Source organism: Chloroflexaceae bacterium (assembly GCA_025057155.1).
GTDB lineage: Bacteria > Chloroflexota > Chloroflexia > Chloroflexales > Chloroflexaceae > JACAEO01.
In genome coordinates this window covers 19,137-36,068 of the sequence record JANWYD010000030.1, presented here as the reverse complement: position 1 = coordinate 36,068, position 16,932 = coordinate 19,137, and the positions used below count along the sequence as shown (strand labels likewise).

At 66.9% G+C, this 16,932-nt stretch carries 16 protein-coding genes; all 16 read right to left on the bottom strand.

Annotated elements, in window-relative coordinates:
• Positions 1-147 precede the first annotated feature (147 nt).
• On the bottom strand, positions 148-783 hold the full coding sequence (locus NZU74_19530; protein MCS6883526.1) for a hypothetical protein: 636 nt from the start codon (positions 781-783) through the stop codon (positions 148-150).
• A gap of 136 nt (positions 784-919) precedes the next feature.
• Positions 920-2,170, bottom strand: a complete 1,251-nt coding sequence (locus NZU74_19525) for a DUF4157 domain-containing protein (protein MCS6883525.1) — start codon at positions 2,168-2,170, stop codon at positions 920-922.
• Complete coding sequence (locus tag NZU74_19520; GenBank protein ID MCS6883524.1) at positions 2,167-2,415, bottom strand: hypothetical protein; 249 nt, start codon at positions 2,413-2,415, stop codon at positions 2,167-2,169. The genes NZU74_19525 and NZU74_19520 overlap by 4 nt, the downstream gene beginning before the upstream one ends.
• A 191-nt stretch (positions 2,416-2,606) precedes the next feature.
• Entirely contained in the window at positions 2,607-4,619 is a 2,013-nt protein-coding gene (locus NZU74_19515; protein MCS6883523.1) for an ATP-binding protein, read from the bottom strand.
• Between the two features lie 158 nt (positions 4,620-4,777).
• Positions 4,778-6,043: a DUF4255 domain-containing protein gene (locus NZU74_19510; protein MCS6883522.1), complete on the bottom strand. Its 1,266-nt coding sequence runs from the start codon at positions 6,041-6,043 to the stop codon at positions 4,778-4,780.
• The gene (locus NZU74_19505) at positions 6,040-6,882 is read right to left on the bottom strand and encodes a hypothetical protein (protein MCS6883521.1); all 843 of its coding nucleotides are present in this window, start codon (positions 6,880-6,882) and stop codon (positions 6,040-6,042) included. Before NZU74_19505 ends, NZU74_19510 begins: the two co-directional genes overlap by 4 nt.
• Positions 6,883-7,012: 130 nt before the next feature.
• Positions 7,013-7,762 carry a hypothetical protein gene (locus NZU74_19500; GenBank protein ID MCS6883520.1) on the bottom strand — a complete coding sequence of 250 codons (750 nt, stop codon included), beginning with the start codon at positions 7,760-7,762 and terminating at the stop codon, positions 7,013-7,015.
• 378 nt (positions 7,763-8,140) lie between these two features.
• On the bottom strand, positions 8,141-8,665 hold the full coding sequence (locus tag NZU74_19495) for a phage tail protein (protein MCS6883519.1): 525 nt from the start codon (positions 8,663-8,665) through the stop codon (positions 8,141-8,143).
• A gap of 260 nt (positions 8,666-8,925) precedes the next feature.
• Complete coding sequence (locus NZU74_19490) at positions 8,926-10,539, bottom strand: phage tail sheath subtilisin-like domain-containing protein (GenBank protein ID MCS6883518.1); 1,614 nt, start codon at positions 10,537-10,539, stop codon at positions 8,926-8,928.
• Between the two features lie 477 nt (positions 10,540-11,016).
• A complete protein-coding gene (locus NZU74_19485) occupies positions 11,017-11,439 on the bottom strand; it encodes a hypothetical protein (protein MCS6883517.1) in 423 nt (140 codons plus the stop codon).
• Between the two features lie 15 nt (positions 11,440-11,454).
• Positions 11,455-12,576: an EamA family transporter gene (locus NZU74_19480; protein ID MCS6883516.1), complete on the bottom strand. Its 1,122-nt coding sequence runs from the start codon at positions 12,574-12,576 to the stop codon at positions 11,455-11,457.
• Positions 12,576-12,824, bottom strand: a complete 249-nt coding sequence (locus tag NZU74_19475) for a type II toxin-antitoxin system Phd/YefM family antitoxin (protein MCS6883515.1) — start codon at positions 12,822-12,824, stop codon at positions 12,576-12,578. Before NZU74_19475 ends, NZU74_19480 begins: the two co-directional genes overlap by 1 nt.
• Before the next feature lie 555 nt (positions 12,825-13,379).
• On the bottom strand, positions 13,380-14,057 hold the full coding sequence (locus NZU74_19470) for a YIP1 family protein (GenBank protein ID MCS6883514.1): 678 nt from the start codon (positions 14,055-14,057) through the stop codon (positions 13,380-13,382).
• 544 nt (positions 14,058-14,601) lie between these two features.
• Positions 14,602-15,555 (bottom strand): RluA family pseudouridine synthase, encoded by a 954-nt coding sequence (locus NZU74_19465; GenBank protein MCS6883513.1) that lies wholly within the window; start codon positions 15,553-15,555, stop codon positions 14,602-14,604.
• A gap of 40 nt (positions 15,556-15,595) precedes the next feature.
• The gene (gene lspA / locus NZU74_19460) at positions 15,596-16,147 is read right to left on the bottom strand and encodes a signal peptidase II (protein MCS6883512.1); all 552 of its coding nucleotides are present in this window, start codon (positions 16,145-16,147) and stop codon (positions 15,596-15,598) included.
• 16 nt (positions 16,148-16,163) lie between these two features.
• Positions 16,164-16,676 (bottom strand): signal peptidase II, encoded by a 513-nt coding sequence (lspA, locus tag NZU74_19455; GenBank protein MCS6883511.1) that lies wholly within the window; start codon positions 16,674-16,676, stop codon positions 16,164-16,166.
• Positions 16,677-16,932: the final 256 nt, after the last annotated feature.

The window sequence follows — 16,932 nt, the reverse complement described above, 5'->3', positions numbered from 1 at the left end:
GGAAGGCTGCGCCCTCCCGGACCCTCCCGCCAGGGGCGCGACGGCGAAGCCCTCCTTCACCCTCCCGCCAGGGGCGCAGGGAAACCCGGTTTTTCCGCCCGCAACCCTCCGGGTTGCGCTACGGCGCCCTCCCCGGCAGGGAACCGATCAGGTCGAAAAACCGCGCTCGATGGCGCCTACGCTGCCAATGGTCGCCATAACCTCTTTGGCGATCTGGTGGGCCATAAACAGCGTCCCGCCGGGGCTTGGCAGGCCCAGGTCCTGGTAATTCAGCACCCGCAGGTCCAGGCTGACCTTGGCGCGGGTAGGGTTCAGACGGAGATCGAAGGCCTCTTCGGTAATGGTCAGGCTAGTCAGGCGCACGGGCAGGATACGGTGCAGGCCCCAGGCAAAGACGGTCAGCGGGGCCTCGGGCGGGATGACCTCGATCACCCCCAGGTTGAGCAGCACCTCATTGGCAATGACGCGGAGCGACTTGGGGTAGAGGAGCATTTCCAGGGCTGCGAGAGCGGGAAAGATGCCCATACTGCCGGCGATACTATCGCCGCGTTCCAGTTGATCGGCGGCGTCAAGCTCCACCTCCAGGCGGATCTGCTCCTGGGGCGGCCCCTTGAGGCGCAGCGCCTCGCCCCGATCGCCGCGCTGCTCGCCGCCGGCGCTCTGCGCGGTAACGGTGCGCGTCAGCGTCTCCGGGTTGTACTGAAAGACGATCACGCTGGCGACGGGGTTGAACGGGTCCAACCCGATAATGGCGCCTTTCTGGAGGAGGGGGGATGGAGGCATAGGAATGCTCACTCTCCTGAATATAGTGCACCTGGTGTGATTACAGATTGCAGATTTTCAGATGAGGCGCGGCGCGTCCGGGCGTGGTTGACATTGCGTTACTCCAACAATCCGAATTCACGCAAGGCCGATCCTATCAGGGTGCTGCCGGACACGAATCAGCGGGGTTCTTAATGCCCACCAGATCGGCGGCGAAACCCGAGTAGCAATCGGCCACAACGAAGTTGCGGCCTGGACCGCGCAGCGTCTCATCGCCGACTTCGCCGACTTGCCGCGGATTCGAAACGCCGAAATTGACGTGAAAAGCCTCGTGAACCAGCACCGCTGCTCGCTCGTCGGTATTGGCTGTATGATCCCAATAACTGGGACACAGGAAAATCGCGCCGATGCCGCGACACGACCAAGCGAACATATTTTCACAGGTCGGCGGAGAGCAGCCGCCGAAGCTACTCGCGCCGCCGATGCAGCGATAGGCGATCGACTGGCTGAAAAAGCGCGCGACTAGCCGGAAGCGTCGCGAAAGTATGTTCAACTCTTCGCTGACAGCTACGTCCTCTGACTGACGCACCTGGCCTGTCAGTCGGTTAAGAAAGCCTGTTCTCACTGCTGGCGGAGAGCCGAAACGCGCCCGGTAGATATCAACCGTGTCAGGGGCAGGAGGCTTAGCCCCCGTGAGATCGGCGACTGTAGTCGCGATCTCACGGGCGCGCCCATCGTCGCCATCGAGCACGGCGGCGGGGTCAACCGGAGCGGAATTTGTATTTGCCGGACAACTGGTTGATCTAGTAGAGCGTGTGCGCCAAATAGTGTCAGTTCTGCCTGATGTCACCGGTTGGATACCAGGTTGCGCGGTACGCAACGCTTCCTCAGCCGTCCGGTCTGCTTCTCGTTCAACTGGTTCGCCTGGCTCGCTCACCTTCGTTAGCCCGCTCGTTCGATGGCCCTGTTGGATCACGTGGGTCAACTCATGCGCCAGCAGGCGTCGCCCCGCGCCGGTGCCCGGCGCGTACTGCCCCTCCCCGAAGACCACATCGCGCCCCACGGTGTACGCCAGCGCGTTCACGGCCCGCGCCGACTCGGCCGCCCGCGCGCCGGTATGCACGCGCACCCGGCTGAAGTCGTGGCCGAAGCGCGGCTCCATGAAGGACCGCGTCTCCGCGTCGAGCGGCTGGCCCGGCGAGCGCAGCACCTCGTGAACGATGGGCGGCACGCCGGACGGCCCGGCGCCTTCGGTCGCCCGGCGCTGGAGCCGCTTTGCCCGGCACGTTGCGCACTCGCCATCGAAGCCGGGTGTGCCGCCACAGGCGCACTTGCGCTGGAGCAGCGAACGCGGAGCGGGTTCCGCCGCTGGTTTCGTGGCCGGCTGGCGCTGCAACTGGCTCTTCATCGCGTCAGACCTCCGTAGATCGCCTCGGCCACCCGCGCGCCAATCTGTTCCGGCGACGCGCCGGGCGCCACGTCGAATGCTCCGCCATCCAGCCGGGGGAGCGAAACGCTGCTCAGGTCAGCGGACGGACGCCAATCGGCCAGGCGCCGCGCCAGTTCGGCTTCCACCGCCGCGGCGATGCGCCGGCGCTCGTGGGCCGGGAAGCCTTCCAGGATCAGGGTGTCGATCTCCAGTCGAATGCGCATCGGGTTAGCCTCTGGCGTCTATGCGGATAACCGGGTAATCCGAACCATGTTCTGGGAGGGCTGCGCCCTCCCCGCCTCTCCCCGCCGGCAGGGGCGCGGGGCAACCCTGTTTTTCCCCAGCGCAACCCGCGGAGGGTTGCGCTACAACGGTCCCCCATCGGGCGGGGGTGCAGGGCAACCCGGTTTCCCGTCTACACCCAATCCCCTACCTCGCTGGCCGGTAGCGGCTTCTCCAGCTTGGCGTACTCGATCTGGGCCGCGCGCAGCAGGTGGGCCATGCGCACCGGCTCGCCCGCGTCGGCGGCCAGGAAGGCGGCGTTGAGGGCGATGTTGCGGATGTTGCCGCCCGCTACGTTCAGCCGCGCCAGCCGGGCGATGTCCAGCCCTTCGGTGGGTGTAGCCGGCGGGAACACCCGCCGCCAGATCGCCGCCCGCTGGTCCGCGTCCGGGAAGGGGAAGGCGACGATGAAGCGGATGCGGCGCAGAAAGGCCGTGTCCAGCGCGTCTTTCATATTCGTGGTCAGGATCGCCAATCCACGGTACTGCTCCATACGCTGGAGCAGGTAACTGACCTCGATGTTGGCGTAGCGATCGTGGCTGTCCTTCACCTCGCTGCGCTTGCCGAAGAGGGCGTCGGCCTCGTCGAAGAGTAGCACAGCGGCGCCGTCCTCCGCGGCGTCGAAGACCCGCCGCAGGTTCTTCTCGGTTTCGCCGATGTACTTGCTGACCACCTGGCTCAGGTCGATGTGGTACAGGTCAAGTTGCAGCGCGCCGGCGATCACCTCGGCGGCCAGGGTCTTGCCCGTGCCGCTGGCGCCGGCAAACAGCGCGCTGATGCCCAACCCGCGGCTGCTCTTCGCCGCGAAGCCCCACTCCTCGTGGACCTTGGCTCGCTGGCGCACCTGGGCGGTCAGGTCGCGCAGGGTCCGCAACTGGGCCTCGGGCAGCACCAGGTCGTCCCAGCATGCCCGGGTTTCGATGCGCCGCGCCAGATCGTCCAGCCGGGGGCGCGCTCGCGCGCGGCAGGCCTGCCACAGGGACTCGCCCGCTTCATGGCCGTCCGCCGCGGCGGCCACTTCAGCGGCGACCGCGCCGATGGCCGTCGCGCCCAGGCTGAACTGGGCGGCCAGGCGCTCGATCTGCCCGTTCAGGCGCTCCGCGTGCGCGCCCAGCGCACCCTGCCAGAGGGCCCGCCGCTCGTCGAGGCCGGGTCGGGGGACCTCGAAGCCCCGGGACGGGCGCCGGCGCAACGGGCGCCGCTCGCGGCCGGCGAGGATGAGGGGTCCGTCCAGGCCCTCGCTAAAGCGGGCGACGGCCCATGCGCGGGGCGCGTCGGCGGGGTCGAGGTCGTCGCAGTCGATCAGCAACGCCGCGCGGCTCAGCAGCGCCTCGCGCTCCCACAGGCGCGTAAGGGCCTCAAGTTCGCGGGGATCGGTCGGCAAATGCTGCGCGCCGATGGCGAACAGGTCCCAGCCGAGGCGCTGGCAGACCACCGCGGCGATCGCCTGGCGTTCGGCGCCCTCCGCGCCCCAGAGTTGCACCACGGGCAGCGAGCCTCCCGCCCGGGGTTGCGCCCACAGCCCGGCGATGCGCTCGGCAAGGGCGGCGTGCGAGGGCGCCAGCGGCGCGGCGGGCAGCGCGGGCTCGACTATGCCGCGCAGCCGCTCGTCGAGGTAGTTGACCCCCAGCAGAAAGTGGAGCACACGCTCATCGATCCGCAGCGGGCCGGCCACCAGCGCCGGGCCGGCGCCAACCTCGATCAGCCGCCAGCGGCGCAGGGGCGCCTCGGGCGCGAGGGCGCTCCAGTGGGCTCCGGGCAGCGCCGCCAGCGCCAGGCCGAAGGTGGGGTAGGGCCGCCCCGGGTCGGCCTGCGCTTCGGCCAGCAGCGGGCCGAAGCCGGCGTCCAGTTCCACCCCGGCGCAGAGGAGCAGCAGGTCGCGCTCGAAGGCCGAGAGGCCAAAACCGGCGCAGAGGGTTTCGAGGGCGGCGGGCGCGGGCAGCGACGCGGCGGCCCGTCGGAGTTCGTCGCGCGCCTGAACCAGCGCCTCGCTCTCCGCCGGCCCGATGAGCGCGGCGCGCGCCAGGTTGAGCGCGGCCCGCAGGTAGCCCTGGTTGGCCGTGTGCCAGTCGCGCGCGCCCTCCCGCTCCGGGGAGCCGTGGGGCGTCACCGACGGTTCAGGAAGAAGTTGCTGGTGGGTTGCCATCAGGGTTGGTTCCCCTCCGCGCGGGTCCGTTCGCAAAACCAGGTCATCCGGTTCCTTTTCCGCCACGCGCCACTCCCCAGTAACTTTCACTCCGGGAGGCGGATGGGCCCACCGGCTTGCTCCCAGCCAATCCAAAATCCCCAATCCCAAATCCAAAATCAGATCGTCACCTGTGGCCCGGCGAAGCGCCCGCTGCCGTCAACCGCGAGCGGGCTTTCGGCCCCGTCCACCTGCACGCGGGCCAGGTAGGCCCCCGGAACCACCCGCTCGACGCCGAAGGCCACCGTGGTGGTCTCCTGTTGCGCCGGTGCGGTGATGCCATTGTCCGGCGGCGCGTCGAAGACATAGGCCCGGGCGGGACGATCATCGGGCGCGTTGAACTCGTACAACAACAGCTTCACCCGCTGCGTCCGCCCCACCGCAGGGTCAAGCGTGGCCGTGACGGTGGCCGAGTGCAGGGTCGCCCCGTCTACGACCACCGGCGTCACGTTGGTCACGGCGAAACTGGCCGCCGGCTGCAGGACGAAGGCCGCCACGTTCGACTCGACGCTGCCGTGGAGAGCCGGCGGCGTACCTATCAGCCGCGGATGCTCGACCTGTACGCTCTGCACCCCCGCGCGCAGCCCGGCGGGGAGCGTCACCTCGATGGCCGTGTCGCCGACCTGGTTCGCCGGCGGTGTCACCAGGGCCTGGCCGATCCGTACTCGGGTGATCTCGCCGCGCAGGTCGCGCCCCACGATACGAATCGCGGCCCCGGCCAGCACCGGTTGCCCGGCGCCGGCGCTTGCCTCGACGCACTCGACAACCGGCTGCCGCAGGGTCACGACATACAGGTTGCGCTCGCGCACCGGCAGGGTCGCCCGCGGCGCGCCCCGGCTTTCGATCAGCACCACCCCGGCCTGGAGGGCCACCGAGAGCACATAGGGCGTCTGGAAAAATACTGACCAGAGCTTCGACAGTTCTTCGAGCGAGAGCGGGGTCTGCGTCAACTTCACCGACTCGACCTCGGAGTCGAGGTTCGAGGCGGCGAGGGCGGGGGTTGCGGCGATGACCTCGCGAATGGCCCCCCGCGGGAGCAGCGGTCGCTCGGCGAGGGCACGGAGGGAACTGCCCAGCGCCCGTTGCGGTTCCAGGTCGGCGTCGTTGCCGTAAAACGACAGCAGGTAGTGCAGATCGACGGCGGCGCGAGGGCGCTGCACCAGCCCGCCATCGGCGTCGCGCGTCCAGGCATCGGCGTTGCGCCAGGCGACATTGGGCGTCACGTGGTAGAGAAACAGATTGACCCCTGGATTGGGCAGTTGATTGCCCGGGGCGTTGGGCCGCACCGCGGTGGCGGTCGCGCCCGACACGTCGCGGCTGACGGCATCTTCGAGCATCTGCCGCAGGGTGGCGGTGACGGTGGCAATGGCCAGGAAATTGCTCATCGCTGCCCCCCGTTTTGCCGGCGCAGATACTCTTCGAGCGACAGTTGCGGCGCGGGCGGGGTCGCGGGGCGGGGTTGGGGCGGCGCGGGCGCCTGAATGGCGCGCACCTCCACCCGCCCGATGCGGATCTCGATCACCGGCGCCAGCGGCGCGGCCGGTGGGGCAGCGTCGAGTCTCGCCGCGCCGGCGCCGGAGGCAGCGGGGACCGGCGCTACCTCTGGCGCGGAAAGGGGCCCCGCTGGTCCTTCCGGCGGCACGAGTAGCGTCTCCGCGGCGGCCCGGCGCGACGGCGCGGGCGCATCCTCCGGCGCCGCGCCGAACGCCGCCGGCGCCGGGCGCGGCGGCAACGCGCCGGGCCTCGGATGTGAAGGCAACGCGCCGGGCGGAGCGACCACGGCTCGCTCCGGCGCCGGGGAGAAAGCGCCAGGTTCTACGGGCGCAACCGGCAGCAGCAGCGGCTCAGGAGGAGCGATGGACGGCCCGGGCGGCACCGGCGCATCCGCGGCGGGCGCGAGGAGCGGATGGGACGACGGAGGGCCTTCCGCCTGCCGTGCCGGGGCGCGGGGTGGCCGGGGCGGCCCGGGAACCGGCGCGCCGTCCGGCGGCGGCGCGATGTTCTCCGGGGCGCCAATCGCTGGCGGCGCAGCCCTGCGCTGCGTGGGAACAGCGATGTCCGGCGGGGTTTGGGGCGTCGCGGGGGCCTCCGGCAGCGACGTTGGGGGCGCCGCGGAGGCGTCCTGTAGCGCAGGATCCGGCGCGAACAGCGGGGCGACCAGCGGCTCGACCACCGGCGCGAGTCCCAGCGTGCGCTGGACCAGTTTGAGCAGGAGATCAGCCATGACTCAGTCTGCTACGCGCACTTACAGCTTCAACGCGGTTTGGCCAGACGATCCTGTATGTACCCGTTCGGGGGAGATGCGGGGAGGAGTAGCCTCCCCGCGCTCCTCCGCGATGACAACGGACGTCTCTTCAGATCAACTCCAGATAGGCCTGCCGCCGGACGGGGCCGAGGGCCAGGATCTCGGTCTCGCTCCAGCCATATGCCCGCGCCAGGGCGTGCACCTGGTGCAGCAACCGGCGCGCCGCCGCCTCGATCCTGCTCCACAGAAAGGCGCCAATGTCAAAGAGCATCCGCCACTCGTGCCCGCAGACCGGGCAGGCGAGGGCCAACTCGATCACCGCCAGCGGATCGTGCGCGGCGATCCGTTCGGCCACCGCGGCGACGATGGTCTCGGGAAGTTCCTCCGGCGGCATCGGCTCCCCCGTGCGCGTCGCCGACACCACGCAGCGGGCCAGCAGGCGCCGCCGGGCCTCGACCACGTCGCGTTCCCCCACGATCGCCGCCAGGTCAAAACTATCAGGCGGGCGGCAGCGCACCTCATAGCCATCGCAAGCCACCAGCAGCGGCTCGGCCGGGTCGCCGTCGGGCTGCGAGGCAAGCAGATCGCGCGTATCCAGGGCCATCTCGACTCGCTCGGCGCAGGCGGGGCAGGCGGCGCGGGCGGCCAGGCGCTGGCCAAAGGCCCGCTCGTGGACCGCGAGCAACCGCGCGTCGCGCCGGCCAACCGGCAGGCGCGCCAGGTCAAGGCGGCCCTGCCCGGGTTCCGCCGCCGCCAGGATGGTCAGCGCGCGATCCAGAGGGTGCTGGGCGCTGCCCGTCTCCCAGAGGCTGAGCAGTTCGGCGGCGGAGAAGCCCTGAAACGTCGAGAGCGGGCGCATCGCGATACGAACCTCCCATGCGGGCGGTGGGGAAACCGGCTTTCCTGGGGGCCAAAGATGTTTCGCCCCGACGGCTGTCCGACCGGCGTTACTCCTCACCCTCCCTCTCCACCTTCTCAGGTGTAGGGTTTTCCGGCACATCCTCGCGTCGCATTCGCCATCTGGGGCATCAGGACGCCCAACTCCCCCTCTCCACCTACGGTGGAGAGGGGGGCAGGGGGGTGAGGACCGAAAGCGCATTGGAATGCCAAAAACCCGTTCTCGCTCGAAAAACCCTACACCGGCGCTCCCTCTCCACCCCCTGGTGGAGAGGGAACGCCGAGCGCAGCGAGGCAGGGGGATTGAGGACCACACATCACCTCAGCCATACGCGCGCGCTCAGGCCGGCTCGGTGAAACTCGGCTCCGCCGGCTCGACCACCTCATAGTCGCGCTCCCAACCCTCGTTTTCGAGCTTGATTGTCTGGATGGCCACGGCATTGGCATTGGCATCGAGATCGGGGAGGGCCTGGTACTCCGAAACCCAGCAGCGGTACACCCTGTAGGCGATCACCAACTGACCGGCCTCGTTGTACATCTCGATGATAATATCCTTGCGAAAATCCTTGAGCGACACCTCCGCGCCGAGGCCCGAGCCATAGTTCCAGACCTTATTGGCCCACTGCTCGAACTCCTTGTCGTGTGTAACGCCGCGTTCCAGGGTGATCGCCTCGTACTTGGTGCGCCCCGGCGACTTGCGGCTGGTGCTGGGATCGCCGCCCTCACGGTGCTCCACCACCTCGGTGGTGCGCTTCAGCGCGCCTACCTTGCTGATGCCGGCCACGTAGCGCCCGTCCCACTTGACGCGGAACTTGAAATTCTTATATGGATCGAAGCGCTGGGCGTTCACGCTAAACTGGGCCATACCCTCCTCCTGGGGGTCCTATGAGGCTGCGCAGCATACAAACGACGTGAACACAGGCCACGCACGGGAGAATCCGGGAGAGCGAAGCCCTCCCAGGAACACTTTTCTTTTCCCGTCGTTGTGCGGCAATGCCGCGTAGGGCCTGACAGGAATGTGGGGAAACCAGGTTTACCCATGCCCCTGCCGGTCGGGGCGGAAACCTTTTCGCTCCGGGCGCCGGCGGTCCCGCCCCCGGTTGGGGCGAGCGCGAGTGGCGCACATCAGACCTGGATCTGGCCAGCCATCTGCTGGAGCTTGATAATCACAAACTCCGCCGGCTTGAGCGGGGCGAAGCCCACCAGAATGTTGACGATGCCCAGGTTGATGTCGTTCTGGGTGGTGGTCTCCTTATCGCACTTGACGAAGTAGGCCTCGCGGGGGGTGCGACCCTGGAAGGCGCCCTGGCGGAACAGATTGTTCATAAAGGCCCCGATATTGAGGCGGATCTGCGCCCAGAGCGGCTCATCGTTCGGCTCGAACACCACCCACTGCGTGCCGCGGTACAGGCTCTCCTCGATGAACAGCGCCAGGCGCCGCACGGGGATGTACTTGTACTCGTCCGCCACTACGTCCGCCCCGCGCATGGTCCGGGCGCCCCAGACGACCCGCCCGTACACCGGGAAGGCGCGCAGGCAGTTGATCCCCAGGGGGTTCAACAGGCCATTCTCGGCATCGGTCATCTCCAGTTGCAACCCGGCAACGCCATTAAGCGCCGCGTCAATGCCCGCGGGGGCCTTCCACACTCCGCGCTGGGCGTCAGTGCGGGCCATGACCCCGGCAATCGCCCCGCAGGGCACGAAGGTGTCAATCTGGCCGTCGAGCAGCGGGTCGGCCTGTTTGATGCGCGGAAAGAAGATCGCCGCGTTCCGGCTCGCATCGCCGGTGAGGTTCATCCCGCTCACACCCGCCTGAGCGGCGCTGACCGTCGTCCAGTCATTCCTGGGATCAACCAGCAGCACGGCCCGACGTTTGACGCAGTAGCTCAACGCCTCCTGATAGACATCATCCGGCACGTCGCCGCCACGGGCATCGGGCAGAATGCACAGCAGGTTGAACAGATCAACCTTTTCGAGTTGGTACAGACCGGTTTTGGCCGTGGAACTGCCCCTGTAGGTGTCGGAGTCCAGCGGGTCGCTATCCACGGCCTCGTCAGCAGGGTCCGTTTTGGCCGGTGTTGATTTGGTGTTATCGGTCCAGACATCGTTGTCCGTCAGCGCGCCGCTATGCGCGGTGGGACCGGTGTCGGAAGGAACGCCGGACTTCACGCGCACGAGGCGCGACTCGGCCTTGAGCACCCGATCGACCCGGCGCGCGCTTTCTTTGGTGGTCAGATTGAGAAAGGTCTCGATGGCCCCGGCGCCGCCATCGCGCACGGTCAGGTCGAACAGGTCGGCGGGTTGCACGCCGAGACGCCGGGCCACGGCCTGCACGTTCGGGTCACCGGAAGACTTCGCTTCCACCCGCACGCGCACCTGCATGCCCCAGGCGCCCGCGGAGGCGGCTTCGAGCGTCAGTTTGGGCGGGTTGGTCGGCAACTCGTAGGTAGCCCTGGCGGCCTTGCCCGCAACTGATTTATAGAGCCGCACGATGATCGCCTGGCTGCCGCCGTTGAGGAAGAAGTCGCGCACGGCGTAGCTCAGGGTCGAGTCGCGGTGCAAGCCGCCAAACACACGCTCGTAATCGGCAAAACTGGTGATGGTCACCGGCTCATCGGTGGGGCCGCGCGGCGCTTTGCCGAGAAAAGCGGTGATCGAGGTGGCCACCCCGGTAATCGTGCGCACGCCGCTGGGGATCTCCTCGATGTAGACGCCCGGATAGGTCGGTGTGACCGGCATGCCAGCCTCCTAACGCTTGCAAGGGAGCAGAAAACCACCACCGGGTCGCACCGCCGCGCGGCCCCTCGGCCGGCGCCGTGGCGGCTCGCGGCGTCGTTTGATTGTTGGGAAGATAGTCCAGTCAACGGCTGAACGCGGGGAAACCGAGGTTTCCCTTGCCCCGGCCCAACGGGGAAAGGTTAATCAATAGTAAAATATTATCAAAAATATGCCGATTGGTAATGATTATACGCCAGGGCCCTGGCCCCTGTCAAGCGCCGTGACATCTGGGCTTGAGCAAAGTTCAGGGGGCAAGCCCCCAACCCGGTTGTACGGGTGACTTTGGCAGCGCAGCCGCCAAAATCACCCGTACATGATCCGTGGGGCGGCTACGCGGCCCCACACCCCACCGTGGCAGACGGGCTCTGCTCAAGCCCTGGCCGGGGCATGGGCAAACCCGGTTTCCCGTTCCCCTCCAGCAAGCGCGCGCCACGAACGCTACTGGGTGAAGGCCCCCAGGTCATTCTTGAGCGCCAGCGTGGGCCGGTGGGCCGCCAGGGCATCGCCATCGGCGCCGATGCCGGCAATGATCTGGGCGGCCCGCTCGCGCCGCGCTGGCGTATCACCGAGCGCCAGGGCGCGATCAAGCACGTGCAGGGCAATCACCAGGCGCTGGCGTGGCGAAAGCAGCGCCTGAGCCTCGGCGAAGAACTGCTCCAGGGGCGCCTCGGTCAGGTAGCGCGTGGCGCGCCCGATCAGATCGGCGTCGTAGCTGAGACCAGGGGGGAGAAAGGCCGCCAGGCGCTCGCCCTCGTATATGTCCGTCGCTCCTTCCAGGCGCCCCAGCGCGACCACCAGCGCCGTCGCTGGCGTCAACTTCCCCGGCGGGTAGATGGCGTCCAGTTCCGTCCACGAACCCATGGCAACCTCCTTATGTTATTTTGGATTTTGGATTTTGGATTTTGGATTGCCGTATCTGGCCTCCCAATGAGACCTGGCGATGATGCGCATGCACTCTATGCGTAACCGTGGCTGTTCGGCGAGGATGCGGGGAAACCGGGTTTCCCCACACCCCCGCCCGCCGGGAGGGCCGGGCCCTCCCGAAACGTATTCAGACAACCAGGTTATCCCGACAGGCCCGTCGTGGCGCGCTTCGACCGGTGCATCCCCCCCCTGCCCCAGATACAGCAGCGCCATGCTGGTGAGAAGCAGGGCCGCCCCGGCGACGCCGGCCGGCCCGAGCCGTTCGCCGAGCAGCAATACAGCAAGCGCGGTCGAACCAAGCGGCTCGAGCAGGCTGACGATGGCGGCCGCCGTGGCCGGCACGGTACGCAACCCGCGCAGGTAGAGCACGTAGGCGAACGCCGTCGGCGCCAACCCCAGGTAGAACAACAACCCCCAGCCGGCGGGGGGATACTCCACCACCAGGCCGCTGACAAGGGCCGGCGGCAGCAGCACGACGGCGCCCAGGGTGAAGGCCATGGTGATTGGCTGCAACGGATGGTAATGCGGAGCGACCACCCGGCTGCCCAGCACCACCAGACTATAGCAGAACCCGGCGCCGAGGGCCAGGGCCGCGCCGATCCAGAGCGCGAGACCGCTGGAAGTAGGCGCGCCGCCCACGAGGAGCGTCGTGCCGCCAATGGCCCCGACCAGGGCCACGCCGGTGAGCCAGTACAATCGCTCGCGCAGCCAGAACCCCGCCAGAAGCGCGGTGAAGATCGGCGCGCTACAGATATTGATCATCACCGCCGCGGCCACTCCCAGGCGGGGAATTGCCGCGAAGTAGCACAGTTGGTAGCCAGCGAACGTCGCGCCGATCAACGCCATCACCAGCACATGGGGCCGCTGCACGCGCCAGAACCCTGGTCCCACCATCAGGCGGCTCGCCAGCAGCAGGGCCGGAGCGGCGATGAGCAGCCGCAAAAAGCCTATCGAAACGGGGTTGGTGTCAGCCAGACCATACAGCAGGCTTACCCCGACACCAATCGTGCCCCAGATTAATGCTGCAAGACCGACGAACATCAGCCCTGCGCGGAATCCCGGCGTCTCGCCCATCAAGCGCCTCTGGGCTCGCCCTCATCTTCGCGGGTGTGCTCCTCAATAAACTCGCGGATAGCGGTGAAGACCTCGATGTCAATAATAACTCCGGTCGGATACCCCTTCTGGGTCACGACGATGGGTTGATGGTTGGCCTGCGATCGCTTGATGAGCGCCGCGAGCGATGAAGCGGCCTTCGAGATCGGCACGACGCCCCGCTCCAGATCAACGCTACGCATGCACTTTGCGAGATCCAATGATGCCATTGGCGGCTTCCTCCCTGTGGTACACACTAACCTGACATAGCGGGTTGCAAGGGTATGGGGCGAGCTGGTTTCCCTGTTCCCGGCCAACAGGAGCGGGTGGGGAGAACCGCGCCGTCCCCAGAACGTCTTTGATGATTGCTGGTTGGAAGAGCGGGGCGCCCTGGCTTCCCTGTCCCCCCGCCAGTATTCTGCGATGCAGCCGCCTGGAGCGCCAATGGGAGATCTTCAGCAATCTGCGGTACAAGACACCCAATTCTCGCCATTAAGCGATTACCAGAAGGTTGATCACCAGCCACCATAGGTTATTCCTCGGAGCGATCTTTGTCAAGTCCAGGAAGCCCGGACGCGAGGCTTGCGCAACGTCGGTTTCCCGCGGCGGGGTACGGGGCCGGGCAGGCGTCCCGAGGATTTGGGGGCCTGACCCGAGGACGTTGCACGAGCCTCGCGCCGAAAAGCGAGCGCTGGCGTTTTATCCGTTGCGGCGGTCTCGTCCTGGCTGTGCCAGGATGTGCACCCGTCGCAGGCGGAACAGGGAGTTGTGAGGAGGCTGCCGTGTCAGGCGGCCCGGCGCAGCATCATCGCCGCCACTACCGCGACCAGGGCCACCAGAATGATCAGCGGCAACAGCCCGGCGAGGATGCTGATCGTTGCTCCGAGCGCGATGTGCGCCACTATCGTGCCGATCACCGACAGTACGAGGACCAGCAGCGCCTTCCCGCCATCCCTGATGTTCATACTCGACTGGACGGCCAGGAAGCCGAAGAATGCCTGCGCCACCAGCACGACGATCGCCCCGACCGTGCCTGCCAGCCCGATCAGCCAGCCGAGCACGGGCAGGTTGCCGAGCAGGGCCACGATGAACGTGAGCGCTCCCGACACTACCGCCAGCGGCGCGACGAACAGCGCAAAGGTGTAGGCGACCTCGTCCCACGTCCCGGTGCCATTGGCCAGATTCTTGCCCAGGTAGTAGACCAGGGCGGTGAAGATGACGAAGTTCACCAGAGCGCCCACTACACCGCTGACAAAGACGCTGAACGGATTGCCGCGCACGCCCGGCAACAGCACCGTCAGAAAGGCCAGCAGTCCGGCGATGCCTGCCGCTGCCAGGATGTACGCGGCCGCCGTGCCGAGGCTCCCTCGCTTCTCGTAACGCTCAAAGGTTTCGACGCTGGGATGGGTTATCACATCGCGGCTCTGGGCCACCATCTCGGCAAATGTAGTTTGATGTGTCATAGCCATCGGAACCCTCCTTCTTCCACTGCATCGAGCGAACCGTGCCGTCTGTTAGATGGACGCGCCGGGCGCCGCTGATGTTGCAGATCGGCGATCAGCCGGGCTGATGCAAAGGCTGCCACCCCTCGGCGGCCGGTCTGGGTCGGCCAGGTTGCACTGGCAAGTCGCGGCGCCGCCGCCACATGCCCCTCAAGAAAAACATTTGGAGGGGCGAAGTCTCCCCGAATCTCTCTATAGAGGAAAAAAAACGCCAGAAGGGGTTGGGGCTTGTCCCGACGACGCGGCATCAGCGCCGGGGAATCGGCGCCGGCACGGCGCGCCTTTACACATCCAGTGGCAGATAACCCACATTATCCCACACTATCCCACACCAGCATGGGATAAACTGCCATCGCTCCTGACGCCATGCCGGGCAACCTGTCAGGAGTTTCTGGAACGTATGTTCTCATATCTTCATCCTGCGAAGTGTCGAACTGCGGAGATGTTCTTTCACCTCCACACCTCCACACCTCCACACCTCCACGCGAGCCATCGCCCAATCCCGCTACCCGGCAGGCCAGGCCCCGGCAGTGCGCGCGGCGGCGCGCAGGCGTTCGAGGGCGGCTTCCAGATCAGGCGGAAGGGGAGAGACGAATTCGCGCCACGTCCCATCAGCGGGGTGATAGAAGCCGAGGCGGTGGGCATGCAGGAACTGGCGGGTGAGGCCAAAGGTCGGGCGGGGCTTGCGCCCGCCGTAGGTTGGATCGCCGAGCACCGGCTTGTTGCGATGCAGCATATGGACGCGGATCTGGTGCGTGCGGCCCGTCTCCAGTCGCGCCTCGAGCAGCGAATACTTGCCCAGTTCCTCCAGCACCCGGTAGTGGGTGCGCGCCGGACGCCCGCCGGGGGTGACCGTCATGCGCAACCGGTCGGTCGGGTGCCGGCCGATCGGCGCGTCAATCGTGCCCTCCGGCTCTTTGAAATGCCCTTCAACGACCGTCAGGTAGAGCTTGAGCATGGTACGCGCCCGTTGCTGCTCGGTGAGCATCTGCATTGCCCGGTCGTTGCGCGCCACCACCAGCAGCCCGGAGGTGTCCTGATCGAGCCGGTGCACAATGCCGGGCCGGATGCCGCCGTTGAGCCGCATTTCGGGATAGCGCGCCAGCAGCGCGTTGGCCAGGGTGCCACTGACGTGGCCAGGCGCTGGATGGACCACCATGCCGGCGGGCTTGTCAACTACCACAACGTCCGCATCTTCGTAGACGATTTTGAGCGGGATGGCCTCCGGTTCGAGGGTAGTGGGCTGGGGCGGCGGCACCGTGACCAGGATGCGCTCGCCGCCGCGGAGGAGGTGACTGGCGCGGGCGATGCGCCCGTTGACGGTCACCCGTCCTTCAGCGATCAACTGCTGCACGTATGACCGCGAGAGACCAGGCGCAGCGCGCGCGACGAAGCGATCGAGCCGGTCCCCGGCATCGTCGGGCGCGCTGTACAGGGTAATGGTCTCTTCTTCGCTCATGCTATCGTGGAGCGGGCGGCGCGGCAGGGCTGATACGCGGTTATTCGAGATCGCGGCTGAGCAACTCGCTCAACAACCGGTCATCGCGGGGAGGCGGAAGAGGGGCCGGGGCAGGTTCGTCGCCGATGAAGATCAGATAGCCTGCGAGCATGGTTACCCCGATGGTCACTGCGCTGTCGGCCAGATTAAACACCGGCCACCACCCAATACTGATGAAGTCAATCACATAGCCAGAGCGCAGCCGGTCGAGAATATTGCCCGCCGCTCCGCCGACGATCAACCCCATCGCGGTCTGAACCCAGGCGGAGTAGTTGGGCAGATAGACGGCATAGGCGTACACGGCGCCTATGGTGATCAGGATGGAAGTAACGGTAAACAGCCCTGGCAAACTCTGAAACAGCCCGAAGGCAATGCCCGTGTTTCGGGTGTAGACCAGGGTAAACCAGTCGCCAATCAGCACGATAGTGCGGTCGCGCGGTTCGGGGCCGAGGGCGGCCACGGCCCAGCGCTTGCTCATCTGATCCGTGCCGAGCACAGCAAGGGCCAGCGCAAAAGGAAGGAGCCAGCGACGAATGGCAGGGCTGTCAGCCACGGCGCTCATGGCGGCTTTACCGGTGGGGCAGGGCTTGTCGATCCCGGCGCGCCTGGCGCTGAGCCAGTTCCTCGCGGGCGAAGTGCAGCATCAGCAGGGCCGCGCCAGTGGTGATCGCACTATCGGCAACATTGAAGATCGGCCACCAGCCGACCTGGATAAAATCCACCACATACCCCAGACGCACGCGATCAATGATGTTGCCAAACGCCCCGCCCATTATCAGACCCATGATCACCTGAATGCCCGGACGATGATTGGGCAACCGGGTATGGTAGAACACGATCGCTCCGGCGACGATCAACAACGCAGTGGCGATCAGCCACTCTGGATGGCCCTGGAACAGGCTGAAGGCTACGCCGGTGTTGTGGGAATAGGCAATGCGAATGCTATCACCGACCAGGGGGATGAAATTCGTCATTGTCTCCGGCCCCAGCGTGCGCACCACCCACCACTTTGTCGCCTGATCAATTGCCCCCACTACCATCGCAACTGCCAGGGGTACGAGCCAACGGTTGTGTTTGTTCATCTGCGTGTGCACCGCGCTGCTCATCACCGAAACCACCTGCTAACGCTTTTACCGCATTATCGCTTATTATATCCTAGAATGCGCCCCGCTGCCGGCTCCAGGCCACACCCGCATCGCCCTGGCGGACGGCGGAGGCGCTCCGGACCCCGCCATCGGAGGCGGAGATCGCTCCGGCTCCGGGGAAACTGACTTCCCCCGTTTTCACCTCAGACGCCTCGTGCTATAATGAGCCGGAGGATCGCCCGCGGCAATGAGA

Coding starts and splice junctions, on each gene's coding strand:
- NZU74_19530 (MCS6883526.1), bottom strand. CDS start 783: ATGCCTCCATCCCCCCTCCTCCAGAAAGGCGCCATTATCGGGTTGGAC.
- NZU74_19525 (MCS6883525.1), bottom strand. CDS start 2,170: ATGAAGAGCCAGTTGCAGCGCCAGCCGGCCACGAAACCAGCGGCGGAA.
- NZU74_19520 (MCS6883524.1), bottom strand. CDS start 2,415: ATGCGCATTCGACTGGAGATCGACACCCTGATCCTGGAAGGCTTCCCG.
- NZU74_19515 (MCS6883523.1), bottom strand. CDS start 4,619: ATGGCAACCCACCAGCAACTTCTTCCTGAACCGTCGGTGACGCCCCAC.
- NZU74_19510 (MCS6883522.1), bottom strand. CDS start 6,043: ATGAGCAATTTCCTGGCCATTGCCACCGTCACCGCCACCCTGCGGCAG.
- NZU74_19505 (MCS6883521.1), bottom strand. CDS start 6,882: ATGGCTGATCTCCTGCTCAAACTGGTCCAGCGCACGCTGGGACTCGCG.
- NZU74_19500 (MCS6883520.1), bottom strand. CDS start 7,762: ATGCGCCCGCTCTCGACGTTTCAGGGCTTCTCCGCCGCCGAACTGCTC.
- NZU74_19495 (MCS6883519.1), bottom strand. CDS start 8,665: ATGGCCCAGTTTAGCGTGAACGCCCAGCGCTTCGATCCATATAAGAAT.
- NZU74_19490 (MCS6883518.1), bottom strand. CDS start 10,539: ATGCCGGTCACACCGACCTATCCGGGCGTCTACATCGAGGAGATCCCC.
- NZU74_19485 (MCS6883517.1), bottom strand. CDS start 11,439: ATGGGTTCGTGGACGGAACTGGACGCCATCTACCCGCCGGGGAAGTTG.
- NZU74_19480 (MCS6883516.1), bottom strand. CDS start 12,576: ATGGGCGAGACGCCGGGATTCCGCGCAGGGCTGATGTTCGTCGGTCTT.
- NZU74_19475 (MCS6883515.1), bottom strand. CDS start 12,824: ATGGCATCATTGGATCTCGCAAAGTGCATGCGTAGCGTTGATCTGGAG.
- NZU74_19470 (MCS6883514.1), bottom strand. CDS start 14,057: ATGACACATCAAACTACATTTGCCGAGATGGTGGCCCAGAGCCGCGAT.
- NZU74_19465 (MCS6883513.1), bottom strand. CDS start 15,555: ATGAGCGAAGAAGAGACCATTACCCTGTACAGCGCGCCCGACGATGCC.
- lspA (MCS6883511.1), bottom strand. CDS start 16,676: ATGAACAAACACAACCGTTGGCTCGTACCCCTGGCAGTTGCGATGGTA.